Raw genomic sequence first — 19,933 nt, forward strand, 5'->3', positions numbered from 1 at the left:
CTGCAACACGATCAGAACGATTGACCGATACCGGCATAAATGCCGTAACTGTTGCCGCCGTCATATTTGTCGAGAGGCATTGCAACATCCAAACGCAAAGGTCCGAAAGGAGTTGCATAGCGCAGGCCAATGCCTGCACCTATTCTCATATCTGAAAAATCAGGCGTCATTCGGGTGGAAACCGCTGCCGCGTCAATAAAAGGAACGAGGCCGATCGTGTCGGTGATCTTGATACGGGCCTCGAGTGATCCAAGAACGTAAGAGCGGCCGCCGGTCGCATCGCCGTTGCTGTTGTAGGGCGAGATTTCCTGGTAGCTGTAACCGCGAACCGAACCACCGCCACCGGCATAAAAACGCCGGGTCGCTGGGACGTCCTGCAGATCGCTGGCTCCAACCAGTACGCCGGCTCCCAACTTGCCCGCCAGCACGACACGATCTTCCGAGCCCAAGCCTTTATAGCCGGTGGCAGAGCCTTCAAAGGTCGAGAAGAAGGTACCGTTCATCGCCTCGTAACTTGGCTTTGCAGCAATCGCGGCGCGGAAACCGGTAGTTGGGTCAAGCTTGTTGTCGCGGGTGTCGCGCACATATTCCAGCGGAATGGATGTCGTCAGATACTTGTTGTTGCCATAGGCGTCATCGGTATCGGTCCAACTGACCTCAAGTCCGGCCGCTGCGGTATCGGTATCGTTGACTTCGTAACTGAAACCGGCTGCACCGGTAATGGTCTTGGCCTCATAGGTGTCCGGATGCTCGGTTTTTGCCGTAAGGCTGGCTTTGAAGGTAGCCGAGGGATGGAAAACACCCGGTTTGGTAAAGGTAATGCCGGCCGAATAATCCATACCTTCGACGCTGGATGCTTCACCCAGACGCGATACTGCACCTTCGATGCGTAAGGTCTCTGCTTTGCCAAACAGGTTGCGGTGGCCCCAATAACCTTGCAGTCCTGCACCTTCGGTTGTCGAGAATTGCGCGCCGAGGCCGAAGTAGCGGTGTTTGCCTTCGGAACCCTCGATTGTCAGCGGCAGCGAGCCATTGGCGGCAAGCTGTTCGGATTCCCGCACGGTCACACTGGAAAAAACACCAAGCTGACGCAGACGCTCAGAGGCCTTTCGTAGACTTTCCGGCGAATAGGGCTGGCCGGCATTCAGCCTGGAATAATAACGGATGAAGTCCGGATCGACGCTTTGCTGGCCCTTGATGCCAATCATGCCGACCGGTGCGACCGGTCCAGCTTCAGCCGACATGGTCACATCGACAGTATTGGTAGCATGGTCCGCAACCGCCTGTCTTTTGGTCAGTTTAGCCAGCGGGCGGCCTTCAGATTTCAGCTGCTCGATGAGCTTTTCTCCGCCCCTGATGATGTTCAGGGAACCGGCATTTCCACCGCGCACGAGGCCGAATTCTTCCAGATTGCGTCCCGCAGCATCACCCTCCAGAGTTATATTGCCAAGTGAAAACTCAGGGCCGGGGGTGATTTCAATATGTACGGAAACAGGTTTGGAGTGATCAAACACCGGATTGGGCGGCAGATTTTCAATATCTGTTCCCGCAACCGTGATACGGACTACACCAGAATAACGAGCATTTTCATAAAGAGAGGCGACCAGACGGTCGCGGTCGTCACGCGCCTTGATGACGAGGCCGAGGTCACCGGATACCGGTTTGTCCTGATCTGAGATCAAAAACGATGCATTTTCCAGATTTTCGTAGAATTTTGGATCAACGAGTGGAACATCCATGGTTGCGGTGTAGCGAACCGGGTTGATGATCTCGAGTTCCGGTTCATCGGATCCCCAAAGGGTAATGCCAAACAGCTTGAAGGCATTCGCTTCACGCACGAATGCAGGATATAAAACCATTGCTGCCGCAACCGCCAATGCGGTGCCTGCCTTCCGGTACGCAATACTAAATCTCGGGTCAGTCCGTTGTGTCGGCATCTGCTACTTTATGGTTGAGCATTTATTATCGCTCGTCCCGGTTTCCCGTTCGTTAATGTAACAATCTAAGCATAAAAGACCGGATTTGATACGCAAAATCGATTTTTTAGGCGTTTAAAATGCAAAAGCCCCGGAAAACCGGGGCTCGCATTATGCTTAAATCTGCATTTGAGATTAGCAACGGTCTACGTAACGGTTACCATAACGGTCACGGTAATAGCATTTGCCAGGCTCATTGGCGTTACCAATGAGTGCGCCGCCGACACCGCCGATTGCTGCGCCAACAGCCGCGCCGCGCACGTTACCGGTGATTGCGCCACCGAGAACAGCTCCGGATACGGCACCGATTGATGCGCCTTTTTCAGTTTGTGTGCAGCTTGCGAGCGACAAGCCAACCAGTGCAAATACGATGGCCTTCTTCATGTACTCTCTCCAACGTTACAATGAGCCGAAGCTCCGATAGGCGTCCCAGTTTTTATGCGGTGACTGCTTGTCCTCCGACCGCTACGGATTCCTTTAACAATTCACCGTCATTTATGGAAGCCTCTTACTTGGCTACATGAACCGGAATTGCCGACAGTCCCACAACGTATCACGGAGATTTTCGTTCCAATCTTTTCTGAATTTGATGTGAATCAATTTCTACCCATCGCGAAACCGCTAAAAGAAGTATATTGGAATCGTTCAAAAGAGTAGGCGAATTGCCGCAGGCTATGTAAAGTAGTCTCGTCGGGGTTGACGGTTCGAAGGGGAGAACTCAAAACTCCCTCAAGAATTCTGGAGCAAGGCATGGATTTCGAGGCATATTTCAAGGGCGAACTGGACAGCTTACACACCGAGGGGCGTTACAGGGTATTTGCTGATCTGGAACGTCATCAAGGGCAGTTCCCGCGTGCGACCCGCTATAATGCAAATGGTGAGAAGCGCGACGTTACCGTTTGGTGTTCAAACGACTACCTCGGAATGGGGCAGAACCCGAAGGTTATCGAGGCCATGAAGGCGGCGATCGATCACTGTGGCGCGGGTGCGGGAGGCACCCGGAATATTTCTGGCACCAACCACTACCATGTTCTGCTTGAGCAGGAGCTCGCCGATCTTCACGGCAAGGAATCCGCGCTGATCTTCACCTCAGGTTATATTTCCAACTGGGCAACCCTTGGAACGCTCGGACAGAAAATTCCTGGCCTGATCATCTTCTCCGATGCGTTGAACCACGCTTCGATGATTGAAGGTATTCGTTACGGCAAATGCGAGAAGGTTATCTGGAAACATAACGACCTCGAAGACCTTGAAGCAAAACTGAAGGCTGCCGATCCGAAGGCGCCAAAGCTGATTGCCTTTGAATCTGTCTATTCAATGGATGGCGACATTGCGCCGATCAAGGAAATCTGCGATCTGGCCGACAAATACGGCGCCATGACCTATCTGGACGAAGTGCACGCTGTTGGCATGTACGGTCCACGCGGTGGTGGCATTGCCGAGCGCGAAGGTCTGATGGACCGTCTGACGATTATCGAAGGAACGCTTGGTAAGGCATTTGGTGTGATGGGCGGTTACATCGCCGGCTCTGCCGCACTGTGCGACTTCATTCGTTCGTTCGCTTCGGGCTTCATCTTCACCACCGCGCTTCCGCCATCACTGGCGGCCGGTGCCGTTGCTTCCATCCAGCACCTGAAGTCGAGCCCGTTTGAGCGCGCACGTCATCAGGACCGCGTTCGCAAATTGCGCACACTTCTGGATGCCAGCGGCATTCCGCACATGCCAAACCCAAGCCATATCGTGCCTGTCATGGTTGGCGATGCTGCCAAGTGCAAATGGATTTCGGATATTCTGCTGGATAACCACGACATCTATGTTCAGCCGATCAATTATCCGACCGTGCCGCGCAAGACGGAACGTCTGCGTATCACGCCGACCCCGCTGCACAGCGATGCCGACATCGAACATCTCGTGGGTTCGCTGCATCAGCTCTGGTCGCGTTGTGCATTGGCGCGCGCTGTCGCGTAAGATAAGGCCTCGCCTTAACCGACTAATGCAATTGGAATGGCCGCCTTTTCAGGCGGCCTTTTCTGTTTGTGCGATGTAGTCTTCAGCCAATCCGCGCGCCTGTTCGTCGGCCGCGATAATATCGTCCATGCTGTCTGCTGCGCGGCCATCCGCCATCTTGTCCATGGCAAATTCAACGGCTTCTGCCATTTGCAAAAAGCTGATGCGGCCGTCGACAAAGGCATGGAAGGCGGTTTCGTCGGCTGCACTGAGCACAGCGCCCTGAACGCCGCCGCGCTCAAGTGCAGTGCGGGCCAGGCGCAAAGCCGGAAAGCGCTGTTCGTCAGGTGCCTCGAAATCAAGCTTGGCGAGCTTTGCGAAATCCAGACGATCGACATTCAGCGGTGCGCGCTCAGGATAGGTCAGCGCATAGGCAATGGCGGTGCGCATATCCGGGCAGCCGAGCTGAGCGATCACCGAGCCATCGTGGTAGCTGACCATGGAATGCACGATGGATTGCGGGTGGATAAGCACTTCGATCTGGTCTGGTGAAACATCGAAGAGGAACTTCGCTTCGATCATTTCCAGAGCCTTGTTGAACATGGTGGCACTGCCAATCGACACTTTAAGACCCATGGACCAGTTCGGGTGCGCCTTGGCGGCCTCCACGGTCACGGCGGCCATCTTGTCGCGGCTCCAGGTGCGGAACGGACCTCCCGATGCAGTCAGGAGAATACGTTCCAGTGACGGACGCGGGTTGCCTTCAAGGCATTGGAAGATAGCGCTGTGTTCGCTATCGACTGGAATGAGTTTGCCGCCGCCCTGCTTGACAGTGCGAATGAACACGTCGCCCGCCGAGACAAGGCATTCCTTGTTGGCAAGCGCAATGTCAGCGCCACGTTTTGCTGCTGTAAGGGTTGGTGCAAGTCCGGGTGTTCCGGCAATGGCGGCCATCACCCAGCTGGCATCCATTTCTGCTGCTTCTGTCAGGCCGTTTTTGCCAGCGGCAACAGCAATGCCGGTGCCAGCAAGCGCCTCTTTCAGCTCGGTATATTTGGCGTCGTTGGCTGTGACGGCCAGCTTGGCGCCAAATTCCTTTGCCTGCGATGCCAGCAACGCAACATTGTCGGCGCCGGTCAAAGCCTTGATGTCGAAAGCCTCTCGTCCACCGAGTTGGCGCAGAACATCCAGTGTGCTGGTGCCAATGGAGCCAGTCGAGCCAAGTATCGTCAGGCGGCGAGGTGTGGTCATGCCGGGGTTCATTGTTGCAATCCGGTATCTTTTACGTTGAGATGGCTCTACCTGTGAATGCAGGAGGGAACAAGAAGAAACCGCCGCCATTGTTTTCCTCAAAGGCGAAAGCCATATGCTCTAGGAGCGATTGGGGTTCTGACCCTTTAGGAGTGGCATGAATAGATTTCTGATTTCCAGCGGCTGGGTGTTTCTGGCGTCCCTTGTTCTGGTTCTGGTGTTTATCCCCTTTGATGCATTTCTTTCTGAAAGAGCGCAGGGGTTGCCCGGCAGGATTGTCGGCTTCAACAATGCGATTACCGATCTGGGGACATTCCGTTGGATGCTTTATTCATCCGCCTTTGTGATTGTTGCCGCTTTCATTGCGGGGAAAGTTTATCGCAACAGCACATTTGCTGGCAAAATACGCACGGGATATCGGCTGTTTCTGTATTTCTTCCTGACGATAGCCTCTGCTGGTATTCTGGTTCACCTTTTCAAACTGCTGATCGGTCGGGCGCGACCAGAGCTTTTGAGTGAGCTGGGTGCCTATAGTCTCACACCCTTTGCCAATCAGTGGTCTTACGAGAGTTTTCCATCCGGCCACTCCACGGCAATTGGCGCACTTTGCGGTGCATTTGCCATGCTGACACCACGTTTGCGGCCGTTCTTCCTTCTTCTGGCACTGACCATTGGCGTGTCGCGCGTCATCGTTGGCGCTCATTATCCAAGTGATGTTGCCGCGGGCTTGCTATTGGGTGTGTGGACGGCCATGGCCTTTGCCTTTATCTTCGCGCGGCACAGGTGGCTGTTTCGTTTCGATGACAAGGGTTGGCCACAACCCAAGTCCGCTTTCAGCGCCAATGCTGATGGCAGGATAGAATGATGTGCTAATGCGGGGGATTGGGATGAACGTTCAACAGAGCATTTCCGATGATAGCCCTGCGGTGAGACGCATTGAAACCACTGTTGCGATTGCCGGTGGTGGTCCTGCCGGCATGATGCTGGGTCTGCTGCTGGCGCGTGCCGGCATTGATGTGACCGTCATTGAAAAACACGGAGATTTCCTGCGTGATTTTCGTGGCGATACCATTCATCCCTCAACACTTGAGGTGATCGAGCAGCTTGGTTTCATCAAGGAGTTTCTCGAACTGCCGCACACCAAGGCAAAAAAACTGCATGCCCAGATCGGCGATGACACGATCACCGTTGCCGACTTTTCGTGGTTGCCGGTGAAGAACCGTTTTATTGCCTTCATGCCGCAATGGGATTTCCTGAATTTTCTGGCTGGCAAGGCTGGCCAATATGAAAATTTCCGTCTGCTGATGAATGCTCCTGTCACTGATCTGACGATCAAGGACGGTCGTGTTTGTGGACTGCAGGTTTCGACGCCTGAGGGTGATGTCGTCATTAACAGCACATTGGTGATTGGTGCGGACGGTCGAAACTCCATCGTGCGTGAAAAAGCAGGGCTGCAGATCGAGCGTTTTGGCGTGCCAACCGAAGTGTTGTGGATGCGACTGTCGAAACAGGTCGGAGATCCGGCTGAGACCATGGGGCATGCCGGACCACGTCAGGGTTTGGTGCTGATTGATCGGGGCGATTATTGGCAATGCGGTTTTGTGGTGCGCAAAGGCACCTTCGCCGATCTGAGACAGAAAGGCATTGAAGCGCTTCGTGATGCGATTTCCACCGTCAGTCCGCTGCCGAAAGAACGCTTGCTGGAACTGGCGTCTTGGGATGACGTGCATCTGTTGACGGTGCGGATCGATCGCCTGAAACGCTGGTGGCGCTCGGGTTTGCTTTGCATTGGTGATGCGGCGCACGCGATGTCGCCAATTGGCGGCGTTGGCGTTAACCTGGCCATCCAGGATGCGGTTGCCACGGCCAATATTCTGACGCCCGCGTTAGGTGAAAAAGGTAGGGTTACGGATAATGATCTGGCGGCTGTGGAAGCGCGGCGCTCCTTCCCGACCAAGGCGACGCAGAAACTGCAATTGATGATGCGCAGCCGACGCAAGCCGAAAAAGACGGATGATCGACCTTCATCCGGTCCACCCGGTTTTGTCAGGGCGATCATGCGATTTCCGCTGCTTGCCCATTTGGCCGGCCGGTTGATCGGCCTTGGTTTTCGGCGTGAAAAACTGAAATAGCCCTGGTCTCTATCGTGATTGATAGAGCTGACGCAGAATTCTGGCCGTGCCTTCCGCGCCATTCAGATCGAGGCTGTGTGTTTCCGGTGAGGGCAGTGCAAGTGCCTGCCGGATCGCCTGGGCCATAGCAGGGCCAGAGATTTCGTTTTCCGGCAACACCTTGGCGAGCTGCAATTTTTCCAATCGCTCGGCGCGCGCGCTCTGTTCGGTTTCTCCACCGACAGCAAAGGGGATCAGAAGCGAGCGGCATTTGGCGCGAATGATATCGCACACCGTGTTGTATCCGGCCTGAGAGACGGACAGTCTGGCTGCTGAAAGCAGGCTTGGGAAATCCTTGCGGAATCGGAAAACCGAAACCTTGTCATTTGCCTCAGCGGAAATGGCGTCGAAATCAGCCTGCGGCATGTTCGGGCCTGTTATCAGGCACCAGCTGTTGACATCATCAACGATATTTGATGCCTCAAGCGCGCTTTTGATGAGTTCCGCACCAACGGCACCGCCGCCCGCTGACACGACAATATCATATTGCTCTGATGGTGCTGGAGGAGGTTCCGGTGCAACAAGACCGGTATAAACCACACGTGCGGCAATCTCGTTGGCGAGCGGGAAAGTGTCTTCAAGGCGGACGAAATTTGGGTCGCCATGCACCAGAATGGTGTCGAAGTGCTTCTTCACCAGTTCGATCGTTTCTTCGTCGCGGCCCGGTTTGTTGCGTTCCTGCAAGATGTCGCGCAGAGAGGTCATCAGCAGTGGACGTGGTCGTGACTGTTCGATGGCTTGTAGCAGTGGCAACAGTTCAAACCGTACCTGCCGCCGACCGAATGGGAAGGCCTCGATGACAACGATATCCGGCTTCACCTCTTCGAATGTGTTCAAGAGCAGCGTGGTGCGCAGTTGCTTGAAGCTGTCATCGACAACCTTGCCGTTGATATCGACCAGACCGGAAAAACCGCTGTCGCCAACGGCTATCGGCGGCAAGGCCACATGTTTCAGTCCCTCTGCCGGAAAACCGGGGACTGGCAAGCCACCTGTTACCAGCGTGACATCGAACCCCTCACGCTGCATGGCATTCGCGACCCGACTTGCACGGGCAATGTGGCCGATGCCGAGCAGATGCTGCACGTAGAATAAAACGCGAGGTCCAGTCTGTTCGGCTTCGGTGGTCATGCGTCTTTTTCCCATTCTTGTTCAAACAGGCTTTTGAGATGGGCAATGCTGGTATTGTTGTCGAATGCGGTGCGGACCTTCTGCTCGGCGGACGCACCAAGTCGTGCACGCAAGGCGGGGTCGGTAATCAAGGTTTGCAGTGCCGTGGTAAAAGCCGAGACATCTTCCTGATTGGTCAGTAACCCGTTTTCACCAGACACGAAGAACTCCGGGATGCCTGAAATGTTGGTGGAAAGACAGGCCAGTTTCTGGCTTGCAGCCTCCACCAGCACATTGGGCAGGCCATCGCGGTCACCATCTTGCGTGATGCGGCAGGCAAGCGCAAACAGATCGGCTTTTCGGTAATGGTCGAGAACTTCCTTCTGATCCATGGCGCCTTTCCAGGTCACCTTGTCTGTCAGACCCAGGGAGCTTGAAAGGGTTTTGAGGCTTTCCAGCTTCTCGCCACCACCAATATGCACCAGTTGCCAGTGCAGGGTAGGTGGCAAGGCAGCGAGCGCCTTGAGCAGAATGTCGATCCCTTTTTTCTCCACGGCACGGCCGACACTCAAGACGGTGATCGGGTGTTCAGGGTCGGAGCCGTCATTGATCGGACGCTCGGCATCAAAATGCGGAAAACGGGTAAGGTCCAACCCGTGATAACTCAAATGAACCGAGCCCTTGTCGGCAGCAAGATTGCGCAGATGTTCGTAACCGCTGGCGGTGCAGGTTACTGCCCAGCGAGCACTGTCCAGTTTTCGAGAGAGGTCACGGTCGCTCGATGTCCAGATATCCTTGGCATGGGCAGAAATGGTCCAGGGGGTGCCGGTCAAAAGGTGGGTATAAGCCCCTACAGAAGCCGGTGTATGGATGAAATGCACGTGCAGCCATCCACCGTTATCAGGCCATTCTGTCGCTAGCACCGCAGCTTGCCCGAACCGACGAACGCGGTTGCGGTTAAAGTCATGGCGCAAATCGCACAGAAAGCGTTTGAAAGCCTTGCCAAAGCCCGGACGTTTGCGACAGGCCCACAGCGCCTTTAGAACTCGTATTGGTTCCTCATGCAGATATTCCGGCAAGTAGGACACCGGAGCCTTGATTTCATCGTGAACAGGGTGCCGCTTCTTATCAGTTGGGCGGCGCATCGCAACCAGTTCAAGCGCCAGCCCGGACTTCTCCAACCCAAGCAATTCCTGGGCAATAAAGGTTTCGGAAAGCCGCGGATACCCCTTCAAAAGGACGACGATTTTTTTGCTGTCGCTCAAACTCTTACATTCTCTTCGGTTTAATTGGGGAGGCCATGGCAGCCGTGAGGCTTTTAGGCGATGCTTAGCCGGTTGCCTTGGCAGCGTTGATATCTTCCGGATGCAGCCATTCGGCAATTCTGCGGGAAATGTTCTGCAAACCGTCGAGTTGCAGGTTCTGGGAGTTTGCGGATGGTGGCTGGCGATGTGGCAAGGCCTTCAACGCCTCTGCCATATGTTGCGGGTTTTCCGCTTCTTCCGGCAACAGCATGTCCAGCAGGCCCAGTTCCTTGGCGCGGCTGGCGCGTATCAACTGTTCCTCGCGCGGTACAACGCGCGGCACGATGAGGGCCGGTTTGTCGAATGAAAAGATTTCGCAGACCGTGTTGTAGCCACCCATCGAGACGACAGCTTTTGCGCCAGCAACAAGATCTTCCATGCGGTTATCGAACTGGATGATTTCCAGGTGGGGTATGGGTGCTGCCTTGTTCAGCAGCCGTTCCCGTTGCTCGGCCGGCATGTAGGGGCCAAGCACCACAAATGCCTTATGGGTCAGCGTCTTGTCATAGGCATAGGCATTGATCACATCGTCGATGAGTTCGCTGCCGTCTCCACCACCGCCTGTGGTCACCAGAATATAATCTTCCTTGGGGCGAACATTGGAGGTTTCGCTCTGCGTCTGCTGGCGCTGCAGGAAGCCCACAAACTCCATGCGGTTGCGTACGACTTGCGGCACATCCAGCCCTTCGAGCGGATCATGGAAGTCCGGCGAGCCATAGACCCAGACATTGTCGTAGAACTTGGCGATCTTGTTCATCACATCATTGCGCTGCCATTCGGCATCAAGAAGCTGTGGTGCATCCATGACGTCGCGCAGGCCGATGACCAGACGTGTGCCTTGCGATTTCAGATACGCGAGCGTTTCTTCGATCTCACCGCGTAGGCCCATCGGCTCCTTGTCAACGATGAAGATATCCGGCTGAAAGCTCTCCGCCGTATGACGAATGATAGACCGGCGCATCTTCAACGTATCCTGAAGATCAATATGACGATCAAGCGAGGTATACTCACCATTGCGCAGTTTGATGATGCTGGGGATTTTGACGAAATCGACGCGAGCACGATAATCGAACGCGCCGGCAATGGTTGCGCCTGATATGATCAGCACGTTCAGGCCGCGATAGTCTTCAACCAACGCATGGGCAATGGTGCGGCAGCGGCGCAGATGGCCCAGACCGAACGTATCATGACTGTACATCAGGATACGTGCATCGTTCAAACGGGATGTCACTGATAATGCCTCGCGGTGTTTGAACAGATGATGGTGAGATGCCGGGAGACCGGCTTTTGCTTATTTGAATGGATCTGCAGCATCTCGTAGTCCGTCACCCAGAAAATTGAAAGCCAGTATCACAAGGACAACCGGCACTGTTGGTAGCAGTAGCCATGGATATAATGCAATAACGCTGACACTGCGCGCTTCAGTGAGCAGAATTCCCCAACTTGTGATCGGAGGGCGCAGGCCAAGGCCCAGGAAGCTCAGGGCAGTTTCGCCGAGAATCATGCCGGGTATCGTCAGGGTTGCCGAGGCAATGAGATGCGACATGAAGCCCGGAATGAGGTGCAGGCCAATGATGCGGCGCGTACTTGCCCCCATCAACTGGGCCGCCAGAACATAGTCTTCTTCACGCAGTGCAAGCAGTTTCGAGCGCACCGCGCGTGCAAGCCCCGTCCAGTCCAGCATGCCCAGAATGACTGTAATACCGAGATAAACGAGGATCGGGCTCCAGGTGACCGGCATGATGGCGGCGAGTGCCAGCCACAGTGGAATGCTTGGAATGGATTGCAAAACCTCGATGATGCGCTGAACGATGAGATCGAACATGCCACCGCGATAACCGGCAAGTCCACCGATGACGATGCCCAGAATGAAGCTCATGGTCACGCCGAAAAGGCCGATGGTGAGCGAAATCCGCGCGCCGTAAATTATGCGTGATAACACGTCACGACCCAGACGATCCGTGCCAAGAAAGAAGAATTGTCCATTTTCTGCCGGGCAGACGAGATGGGTGTTTGATTCAAACAGTCCCCAAAAACGGTAACTGTCACCGCGACAAAAGAACCGAAGCGGCTGAATATCATTGGGGTTGTCGGTATAAACGCGTCTCAGATCTTCCATTTCCAGCGACATGGTGCGGCCGTAAACAAACGGGCCAATGAACTCGCCATTATGGAAAAGGTGTACGCTTTGTGGTGGTGCGTAAATCTGCTCAACGTTGCGGGTGTGCAGATTATAGGGCGCCAAAAACTCGGCAATGACGATGGCAAAATAGGCCACCAGCAGGAAGATTCCAGAAAACAGTGCCAGCTTGTGCTGCTTGAACTGCCACCACATCAATTTGAATTGCGATGCCCTGGCTATGCCCGCCATACCACTGGTGTTGGGTTCGACCAGATAGGGATCGAATGGCGCTGTCGAGACATAATGCGGCAAGGGTTCGCCGGGACCGGGAATAGGCGCGCTCATTTATGGCTCCCTCCGCCCAGACGAATTCGCGGATCGAGAATTGCCAATGCAATATCCGACACCAGCACGCCGATCACGGTCAGGAATGCCAGGAACATCAGGAATGAGCCTGCCAGATACATGTCCTGGCTTTGCAGGGCCTTGATCAGCATGGGGCCGGTTGTTTCGAGCGACAGCACGACGGCGGTGATTTCCGCGCCTGATATGATCGACGGCAAGATCGAGCCGATATCGGAAATGAAGAAGTTGAGGGCCATGCGCAGCGGATATTTGGTGAGAACACGGAATGGATGCAGCCCCTTGGCACGTGCCGTCACCACATATTGCTTCTGCAATTCGTCCAGAAGGTTGGCACGTAGTCGGCGGATCATGCCAGCCGTACCAGCCGTGCCGATGATGAGAACGGGGATCCACAGATGTTCGAGGATCGACTTGAACTTTGCCCAACTCATTGCCTGGCCGAGATATTCACGGTCCATCAGGTGGCCGATGGATGTGCCGAACCAGATATTGGCGAAATACATCAGGATCAGCGCCAGCATGAAGTTGGGGATGGCGATGCCGAGAAGGCCAAGGAATGTCAGTCCGTAATCACCCCAGCTGTATTTGTGGGTGGCAGAGTAGATACCGATTGGAAATGCAATCAGCCAGGTGACAATGATGGTGACGAAAGAAACCAGAACGGTCAGCCACAGGCGGTCGCCAACCACATCGCTGACCGGCAGCTGATATTCGAAGGAATAACCGAAATCGCCAACCAGCATGCCCGAGACCCAACGCAGATAGCGGATAGGAGCCGGTTGGTCGAAACCATAGCGAATACGTAGTTCTTCGATTTCGGCCATGTCGGCGGATTCGCCCATGGCGCGAACTTCCGCGACATAACTTTCGAAATAGTCGCCGGGTGGCAGTTCAATGATGGTGAACACCAGCATGGAAATCAGGATCAGAGTCGGGATCATGACCAGGATGCGGCCAAGAATATAGCGCAGCATGTTTATGCCCCTTCCCCGTACCAGAATGTATCGGGCATATAGACACCAAGGTAGGACGTCGGATCGTACCCAAACAGGCCCTTTGGCGGAACGTTGTTCAGGCGCGATGAATGTACAAGCGGCTGTAATGCGCCGTTGACCGTGCCGATTGAAAACACCTGCTGCGAATAAATCGACAACATCTGGTGCCAGATGGCAGTACGATCTTCAAGCGTTGTGCTGTTGCGCCACTGCTTGAGCAGTTGCAGCAACTCGGCCACTTCTGGCAGGTCGGGCGCCTTGCCTTCACGTCCGCCCGAGAGATAGTGCACGCCCCACAAAGGCCACTGCAACTGGTCGGTATCTGTTGGTGCAAGGCCTGATGGCAGCATGTTTGCTGTCGGGATGCCATTGTCCATGCCCATCCACACGGCCATGGTGACTTCACCGCCCATGGCGCGGCTGCGGAACACGTCGCGCTGGGTGACACGGACAGACAGCGAAATGCCGACATTGCGCCAGTGATCGGTCACCAGTTCCATGACATCGGTTTCAAGCGTGCTTTCGCCTGACGATTCCACGACAATGTGCGCCGGGCGACCATCGGGAAGCAGGCGAATGCCGGATGAGTTTTTCTGGGTGAGGCCAGCCTCATCAAGCAGCGCTTCCGCCGCCTGCGGATCAAACTGTGCCCAGGCATGGGCAAATTCCGGTTTGTACAGAGGACTTTCCGGCAGCACCGTATCGGCGCTTTCCGTCCCAAGACCGTAAAAACAGGCCATATTGATTTCATGGCGGTTGATTGCAATCGACAACGCCCGCCGCACTCGTACATCCTGAAGCAGCGCGCGCCACTCAGTGTCGCCACAGGTCAGGTTTGGCAGCAGGGCGATGCGGGAGCCTTGGGTGCGTTTCCACAGATTGACCTTGAGCGGATAACGTTTCTCTGCATCCTTCAGGAAGGTGTAATCGGAGAAATCAAGGCCAAGCAATTGCAGATCGCTGTCGCCTGACGCGGTTTTCGCCGCGATGATTTCCGACGATGTCACGTTGAGGACAAAACGGTCGAGATAGGGCAGTTGCAGGCCGTTTTCATCGATCCTGTGGTAATAGGGGTTGCGTTCGAAAACAAATTGTTCGGCTGGCGGTGCCGTCAGGGGACGCCACGCATCAAGCGTCGGCAGATCAGGGTTCTCCGGGCGGTTCTGGCGCGACATCTTGATGTGCAGGCCACTCCAGTCATCAACCTTGTTTTTTTTGATCAGTGCCGCCAGTTTTTCTGGTGTCTGATACTTGATGTGGAACTGCTTCATGTAGGCAGCCGGCAAAAACAGCCTTGCCGGAGAGGGGGCCGCCAACTTGGTCAGAAAGTCCGGGTTTGGACCCTGCCAGGTATAACGAACGGTTAGCTTGTCGATGATTTCGACGATTGGCGGCTGATCATAGACCTTGAGGTCGATGGGCGGGCCACCCTTGTGGATTTCCTTGTTGAGGGCCACATCTTCCCAGAAATAGCGAAAATCTTCGGTGGTGAACTCACTGCCATCTGACCATTTATGGCCTTCGCGTAGACGCAGCGTAAAGATGCGCTCCTCGGCAATGTCGTAACTTTCGAGAATGTCCGGCTGGAAATTGAATTTTTCGTCGTAACCGACGAGCCTGGCATAGGCATTGATCGGCATGAGGCGGGTGTCGCGCTGTCCGCCAATCAGCATCCGGACGGAACCGCCATGTTTGCCTGGTGTGCGGCCAAGGGCCTTCAGGTCAACGACACGCGGATTTTTCGGCAACCGGGTGGCAATGTCAGGCAGTTCTCCGGCCTGAACTTTGGCCTTGAGGCTTTCCGGCTCAACCAGCGCGGCACGGACCGTGGCTGGAACAAGAGCCGAGGCAAGAAGCATCAAGGTGGTGCGTCTGGTAATCATCACCGCAACTCCTTCACGTCGACATTGCGGTTGGCAAGAACAATATGGCCATTGCCGAGATCGGCAGGTGCGAGGCTGTTGCTCTCTTCGGCCTGGAACTGACGGCCCCAGTTTGCATGGTTTGTTATCCCCGACTTGCCAAGTTTGGCATAATCCAGTGGGCGATCAAGATCCGGGAATGGAACTGCCGTCAACAATGCTTTTGTGTAGGGATGAACCGGGTTCTGCATCAATATTTCACGAGGAGCAATTTCCACGATGCGGCCGTCGCACATCACTGCCACACGGTCGGCCATGTAATCGACGACGGCGAGGTTGTGGGAGATGAACAGATAGGTCAGCCCCAGATCCTGTTGCAGATCCTTGAGCAGGTTGAGGATTTGTGCCTGTACTGACACATCAAGGGCCGAAACTGGTTCGTCGCAGATTAACAGTTCCGGTCCAAGCGCCAAAGCACGGGCAATGCCAATGCGCTGGCGCTGTCCGCCGGAAAAACTGTGCGGGTAACGGTTGAGGGCGCTGTCTCCAAGGCCGATTGCCTTTAACAGCGCACGCACCGCCTCCTTGCGGGTGGACGCGTTGCCCCGGTGCCGACAGTCATGCGTGGCGAAAGTGAAGACACAGGGTCCTGAAACACCATCTGGATCTTGGTGCGCAATGTCTTGAGATCGTCACCGGTGGCGCTGAGGACATCAATATCCCCGCCGTCATTGTGGAAGGTGACGCTGCCGGCATCGGGCTTGACTGCCCTCATCAGAATTTTACTGACAGTGGTTTTGCCGCTGCCGCTTTCGCCGACTAGGCCAAGGCATTCGCCACGGCGAATTTCAAAACTGACATTGTCCACTGCGAGGGTCTTGGTGGCAGCCCCCTTGTCGAACCATCCTGCTTTGCGAATGGTGAAAGACTTTCCAATGCTATCGACCGACAGCAGGGCACCGTCCTTTTTCTGTTCTTTCGTGGTGCTGCGTCCAATCAGGCTGTGTTTGTCGACCGTGACATCACGCAGCGCCTTGAGGCGTTCGCCGGGTTTCATGTCAAAATGCGGCACAGCTGCCATCAACCCCTTGAGATAGGGGTGCGAGGGCGAGCGGAAAATTTCGTTGACCGGCCCGGCCTCCATGATTTCGCCCTGATAGATCACTGCAACTTCATCGGCGATATTCGCTACAACTCCGAGATCATGGGTGATCAGCAGCATGCTCATGTTGAGGCGAGCCTGAAGGTCGCGCAGCAGTTTGAGAATTTGCGCCTGGATCGTCACGTCGAGTGCAGTTGTCGGTTCATCGGCAATCAGCAATGCAGGGCGGCAGATCAATGCCATGGCAATCATCGCACGTTGCCGCATGCCACCCGATAATTCGAACGGATACATGTTGCAAACCTTGGCCGGATTGGAAAAACCAACCAGATCAAGGGTGTCGAGCAGTGTTTCATAACGCTCCTTCGGGGAGAGCGTGGTGTGAATTCTCAGAGCCTCATCGATCTGGTTGCTGATCGTATGCAGGGGTGAAAAAGAGGTCATCGGCTCCTGAAAAACCAGGCCGATACGATTGCCGCGAATGGATCGCATTTCCGGCCCATCCTTGGGCAGGGATAACAGATCGACCGGGCTCGCCGATTTTTCAATGTCATTGAACAGGATACGGCCGCTGGTGCTGGCCGTCCTTGGATGCAGGCCCATGATGGTCTGGCCGAGAACAGATTTTCCTGAGCCGGATTCACCAACCAGCGCCGTTACTTTTCCCGGCAGTATGCGCAGGCTGACATCGCGAACCGCATTTATGGTTCCACCCATCAACGAAAACGAGACGCGCACATTTTCAACGCGCAGCAAATCGACGCCTGTTTTCATGCCAATGGGTTCCCTGTCTCGATCCTTTTGTTTACCTGTAATACGAATGGGTAATCAGGATGTTACAGTCACGTTATCGCAGGGGCATGGGTCTGTCTATGCTTGCGTATGGGCAAAAGAGTGCTGACGCTGCATCCGCGTTTGAATGGGACCACAGGAAAGATGGCGGACAAGACATATTACGACGCTTTGCTCGCCGACATCAGACAGCTTCAAAAGGAAAACCGACTTGATGAGTCACGGTCCTTGCTCACCCGGTTGCAGGAAGAACCACATCATGGCTTGATGGGGCCACAGACCGTGCTCGGTCTGCCACGTAGGCTGCATGCTGCCTTGCTGCGACAGGCGAAGGTGGAAAAGGACACGCTGCGGCGGGTGGGGTATCAATATACACTTGTTCCTGCGCCCGCCGTTCTTACACCCTTTGGCGTCTTTAGCGGAACCGAAAGACGCGCCCTGAGCAACGCCAACCGGCAACCGGTGCCACGTATCATTCATCAGATCTGGATCGGACCGAAGGATCCGCCTGTCAGTATCGATGCATGGCGTGCCCATGCTGCCAAGCATGGTTATGACTACAGGCTGTGGCGGGAAGCTGATCTTGAACGGGAAGGCATTACCGGCAATGCGGTGTTTGCCAACATGTTGCACCGCGGGGATTATCCCGGCGCGGTCGACGTGGCCCGTTACATCATTCTCGAGCACCTTGGCGGCATTTATCTCGATTGTGACTGGTATCCGGCGCGTGATGACGAGAGCTTCCACGACGTATTGCCGCTTTCGGGTTTGACTGCCTTTGCCGAAGAGGTGCCACGTCAGACAGGCAGCGGCAGCGTGTTGCTCGCCAATTCGTTTATTGCCGCGCCAGCAAATCATCCGGTGTTTGGCCGCATGTTGTCTGCCATTCCTGTGGTGTTGAAGGATATGCCGCGCGCACCGGCATGGTGGGCAACGGGGCCGTTGCTGTTTACCGTCGTTGCTCGTGCTGGATCTATTTGTCTGGCCGATGCTGGCTTTGTTGCCGGTAATTTGGCCGATAAGGCGCCGCTGGATGAGGTGCTGGCCATGCGCGCGACACTTGGCTCTGACGGTGCCGGTCTGCTTATCGCCTGGAAATCATGGTGACAGAGCAGTCATTTGGCTTCTTGCGCTACGCCACCGGCAGGCAGGATGGTCGGCAGTCAATTCAAACAGTCTTTCCAGAAATGTCCAGGCATTGTCGTCATGTACGAGATGATGGGTCAAGATGCCGGTTGTGGCGTCACCACGGGTTTCTGACCTGAAGCGCGTTGCCATGTCATCAAACAGACTATCGTGCAGGCGCCCGCCGCCGGTGCCATGCCAATCCATCAGGTCAACATGGGTGTTGAGGCATGGCAGGCTTGCCGGTTTTTCACGGCCATACACGGACAAAGTCTGGTAACCGATATCGGGCAATCCGGCAATGATGGCATCATCGATGCGGTTCCATGGTGGTACCAGCATGGATATGAACTGGTTCGGATAGAGCTTTTCCAGCTTCTCAAAGCCATGTCTGAGTTCTGCAAGCACGACCTCTTTGGGCCGATGCAACCCAAGCTCCCGTTTCTTTTCATGTCGGGGTGCATGATTGCGATGCGACCAGCCATGAACCGCAACATCAATGTGGTCAAAGGGGCTGAGATAGTTTGCCAGCGGTTGGCCGGTATGTTCGGGTATGACCGCCAATGTCAGGGGGATGGCGTGATCTTTGGTCAGGCGAACCAGTTGCTCAAGCGCTGACGTTGGCTCAACCGCATCATCATCACGCAGCCAAAGATCGACGGTTCTGCCATTATCCGCGATTTCATCCAGTGTTTCACGAAGTGAAATGGCGGTCATGGCTCGTTCCAATATTGCTCGAAAGAATGGTGTTGAGGCACTGGCTGGCTTTTGTCAGTGAGCGCTCATGCTGCACGAATTGCCGGGCATTCAGTGCCATGGCCTGTCTTTCATTGTCGTTGCGCAGCAGCTGTTCGATTGCCAGAGCATAGGCATCACTATCTCCCGCCGGGGTTAACAGGCCGGTTTTGCCGTGTTGAACCACTTCCGGAACACCGGCGGTGTGTTCGGCGATCACAGGAAGCCCGGCGGCCTGTGCCTCGAGATAGGCCAGACCATAGGCTTCGCCATGGCCGGGCCAGAGGTAAAGAGCGGCTTTGGACAGAATCTGCGCGATTTCCTGCTGAACTTTTTGACCATGCCATAGGACGCGTTGGGGTGTGATGTCGGTGAACAATGCTTCGACGGTTTGACGTTCAGGTCCATCACCAACGATATCCAGCGTCCATGGTAAATCTGCCGGCAGCTTCGCCAAGGCCTTGGCAAGGGCGACGTAACTATCCAGCTTGTCACCGGATCGCATCATGGCGACCGTTGCCAGCCGGTAAGGGGTCGGGTCTGGGGGGGGAGCGAGAAAGATTGCAGGGTCTATGAAGGGTGGAAACATCTCCAGCTTCGCACCTGCTGCCGCCGCCAGCAGTCCGTCATGGTCGCGTCTGGTGAAGCAGAGATTGACTGTGGCGGCGTTGATGCTTTCGAGCAGATGGTGTTGATTTTCTGCCCAATGACCGATGTTGCGCCGGTTGGAATAGGACGCCTCTGACGACACATAGGCCACACTGAATTCCCTGCATAAAGCAGGGCCAATCAGATCTGGTGCCTTGTAATAAGGGTGGTAGCAGAACCAGATATCCGGTTTGCCGTTTTCTTGCCAGTCGTGCTGTAGGCGGTCAATTTCCTGCTGTGCATCGCGCTTTATGGTCTGGTAAGCCGGATCGTCAGGGTTTTTGAGGAAACTGCGCAACGGCGAGGCAACCTCGACCTCGTGACCTGCCATCGTCATTGCCTGCATTAAGAGGCGCGCCATCAGCCTGTCACCTGAGGGCACAGGGTGATCGGGAGATTTAAGCGGGGCATAAAAGGCAATTTTCATGGC

The 19,933-nt window shown here is 55.1% G+C and carries 15 protein-coding genes and 1 pseudogene; 4 read left to right on the forward strand and 12 right to left on the reverse strand.

Annotation, left to right across the window (positions count from 1 at the left end; translation table 11 throughout):
* Positions 1–11: 11 nt before the first annotated feature.
* Together RT613_RS14230 and RT613_RS14235 are read right to left on the reverse strand one after the other, a co-directional pair.
* Positions 12–1,937 carry an autotransporter assembly complex family protein gene (locus tag RT613_RS14230; protein ID WP_313616294.1) on the reverse strand — a complete coding sequence of 642 codons (1,926 nt, stop codon included), beginning with the start codon at positions 1,935–1,937 and terminating at the stop codon, positions 12–14.
* A 174-nt stretch (positions 1,938–2,111) separates the two neighbouring features.
* Positions 2,112–2,360, reverse strand: coding sequence for a YMGG-like glycine zipper-containing protein (locus RT613_RS14235; protein WP_313616296.1), 249 nt, complete (start codon positions 2,358–2,360; stop codon positions 2,112–2,114).
* A 366-nt stretch (positions 2,361–2,726) separates the two neighbouring features.
* On the opposite strand from RT613_RS14235, the gene hemA reads away from it, so the two are divergent.
* Positions 2,727–3,944, forward strand: a complete 1,218-nt coding sequence (hemA, locus tag RT613_RS14240; RefSeq protein ID WP_313616298.1) for a 5-aminolevulinate synthase — start codon at positions 2,727–2,729, stop codon at positions 3,942–3,944.
* 48 nt (positions 3,945–3,992) lie between these two features.
* Here the strand turns inward: hemA and dxr are convergent, their stop codons facing one another.
* Positions 3,993–5,186, reverse strand: coding sequence for a 1-deoxy-D-xylulose-5-phosphate reductoisomerase (dxr, locus tag RT613_RS14245; protein ID WP_409558830.1), 1,194 nt, complete (start codon positions 5,184–5,186; stop codon positions 3,993–3,995).
* A gap of 145 nt (positions 5,187–5,331) precedes the next feature.
* Here dxr and RT613_RS14250 point away from each other — a divergent pair, with 145 nt between their 5' ends.
* Both RT613_RS14250 and RT613_RS14255 read left to right on the forward strand, forming a co-directional pair.
* On the forward strand, positions 5,332–6,039 hold the full coding sequence (locus RT613_RS14250) for a phosphatase PAP2 family protein (protein WP_313616302.1): 708 nt from the start codon (positions 5,332–5,334) through the stop codon (positions 6,037–6,039).
* Between the two features lie 22 nt (positions 6,040–6,061).
* Positions 6,062–7,306 carry an FAD-dependent oxidoreductase gene (locus RT613_RS14255; protein WP_313616304.1) on the forward strand — a complete coding sequence of 415 codons (1,245 nt, stop codon included), beginning with the start codon at positions 6,062–6,064 and terminating at the stop codon, positions 7,304–7,306.
* A gap of 9 nt (positions 7,307–7,315) precedes the next feature.
* On the opposite strand, the gene RT613_RS14260 is transcribed toward RT613_RS14255, so the two are convergent.
* From RT613_RS14260 to RT613_RS14290, 7 genes and pseudogenes are all read right to left on the reverse strand, one after another.
* A complete protein-coding gene (locus RT613_RS14260; protein WP_313616306.1) occupies positions 7,316–8,473 on the reverse strand; it encodes a glycosyltransferase family protein in 1,158 nt (385 codons plus the stop codon).
* On the reverse strand, positions 8,470–9,717 hold the full coding sequence (locus RT613_RS14265; RefSeq protein ID WP_313616308.1) for a glycosyltransferase: 1,248 nt from the start codon (positions 9,715–9,717) through the stop codon (positions 8,470–8,472). The genes RT613_RS14260 and RT613_RS14265 overlap by 4 nt, the downstream gene beginning before the upstream one ends.
* A 64-nt stretch (positions 9,718–9,781) precedes the next feature.
* On the reverse strand, positions 9,782–10,987 hold the full coding sequence (locus RT613_RS14270; protein WP_313616310.1) for a glycosyltransferase family protein: 1,206 nt from the start codon (positions 10,985–10,987) through the stop codon (positions 9,782–9,784).
* Between the two features lie 60 nt (positions 10,988–11,047).
* On the reverse strand, positions 11,048–12,223 hold the full coding sequence (locus RT613_RS14275; protein ID WP_313616312.1) for an ABC transporter permease: 1,176 nt from the start codon (positions 12,221–12,223) through the stop codon (positions 11,048–11,050).
* Positions 12,220–13,218, reverse strand: a complete 999-nt coding sequence (locus tag RT613_RS14280; RefSeq protein ID WP_313616314.1) for an ABC transporter permease — start codon at positions 13,216–13,218, stop codon at positions 12,220–12,222. Before RT613_RS14280 ends, RT613_RS14275 begins: the two co-directional genes overlap by 4 nt.
* A 2-nt stretch (positions 13,219–13,220) precedes the next feature.
* Entirely contained in the window at positions 13,221–15,122 is a 1,902-nt protein-coding gene (locus tag RT613_RS14285; RefSeq protein ID WP_313616315.1) for an ABC transporter substrate-binding protein, read from the reverse strand.
* A pseudogene (locus RT613_RS14290) lies at positions 15,122–16,977 on the reverse strand (dipeptide ABC transporter ATP-binding protein). The gene RT613_RS14285 and the pseudogene RT613_RS14290 overlap by 1 nt, the downstream one beginning before the upstream one ends.
* Before the next feature lie 162 nt (positions 16,978–17,139).
* Between RT613_RS14290 and RT613_RS14295 the strand changes: the two are divergent.
* Positions 17,140–18,102, forward strand: coding sequence for a glycosyltransferase family 32 protein (locus RT613_RS14295; protein ID WP_313616316.1), 963 nt, complete (start codon positions 17,140–17,142; stop codon positions 18,100–18,102).
* Here the strand turns inward: RT613_RS14295 and RT613_RS14300 are convergent.
* Entirely contained in the window at positions 18,094–18,837 is a 744-nt protein-coding gene (locus RT613_RS14300; RefSeq protein WP_313616318.1) for a polysaccharide deacetylase family protein, read from the reverse strand. The two genes, RT613_RS14295 and RT613_RS14300, sit on opposite strands and share 9 nt — an antisense overlap.
* Positions 18,815–19,930, reverse strand: coding sequence for a glycosyltransferase (locus tag RT613_RS14305; RefSeq protein WP_313616320.1), 1,116 nt, complete (start codon positions 19,928–19,930; stop codon positions 18,815–18,817). Before RT613_RS14305 ends, RT613_RS14300 begins: the two co-directional genes overlap by 23 nt.
* Positions 19,931–19,933: the final 3 nt, after the last annotated feature.

It is taken from the genome of Agrobacterium sp. (assembly GCF_032092815.1).
In the GTDB taxonomy this organism is placed as follows: domain Bacteria; phylum Pseudomonadota; class Alphaproteobacteria; order Rhizobiales; family Rhizobiaceae; genus Agrobacterium.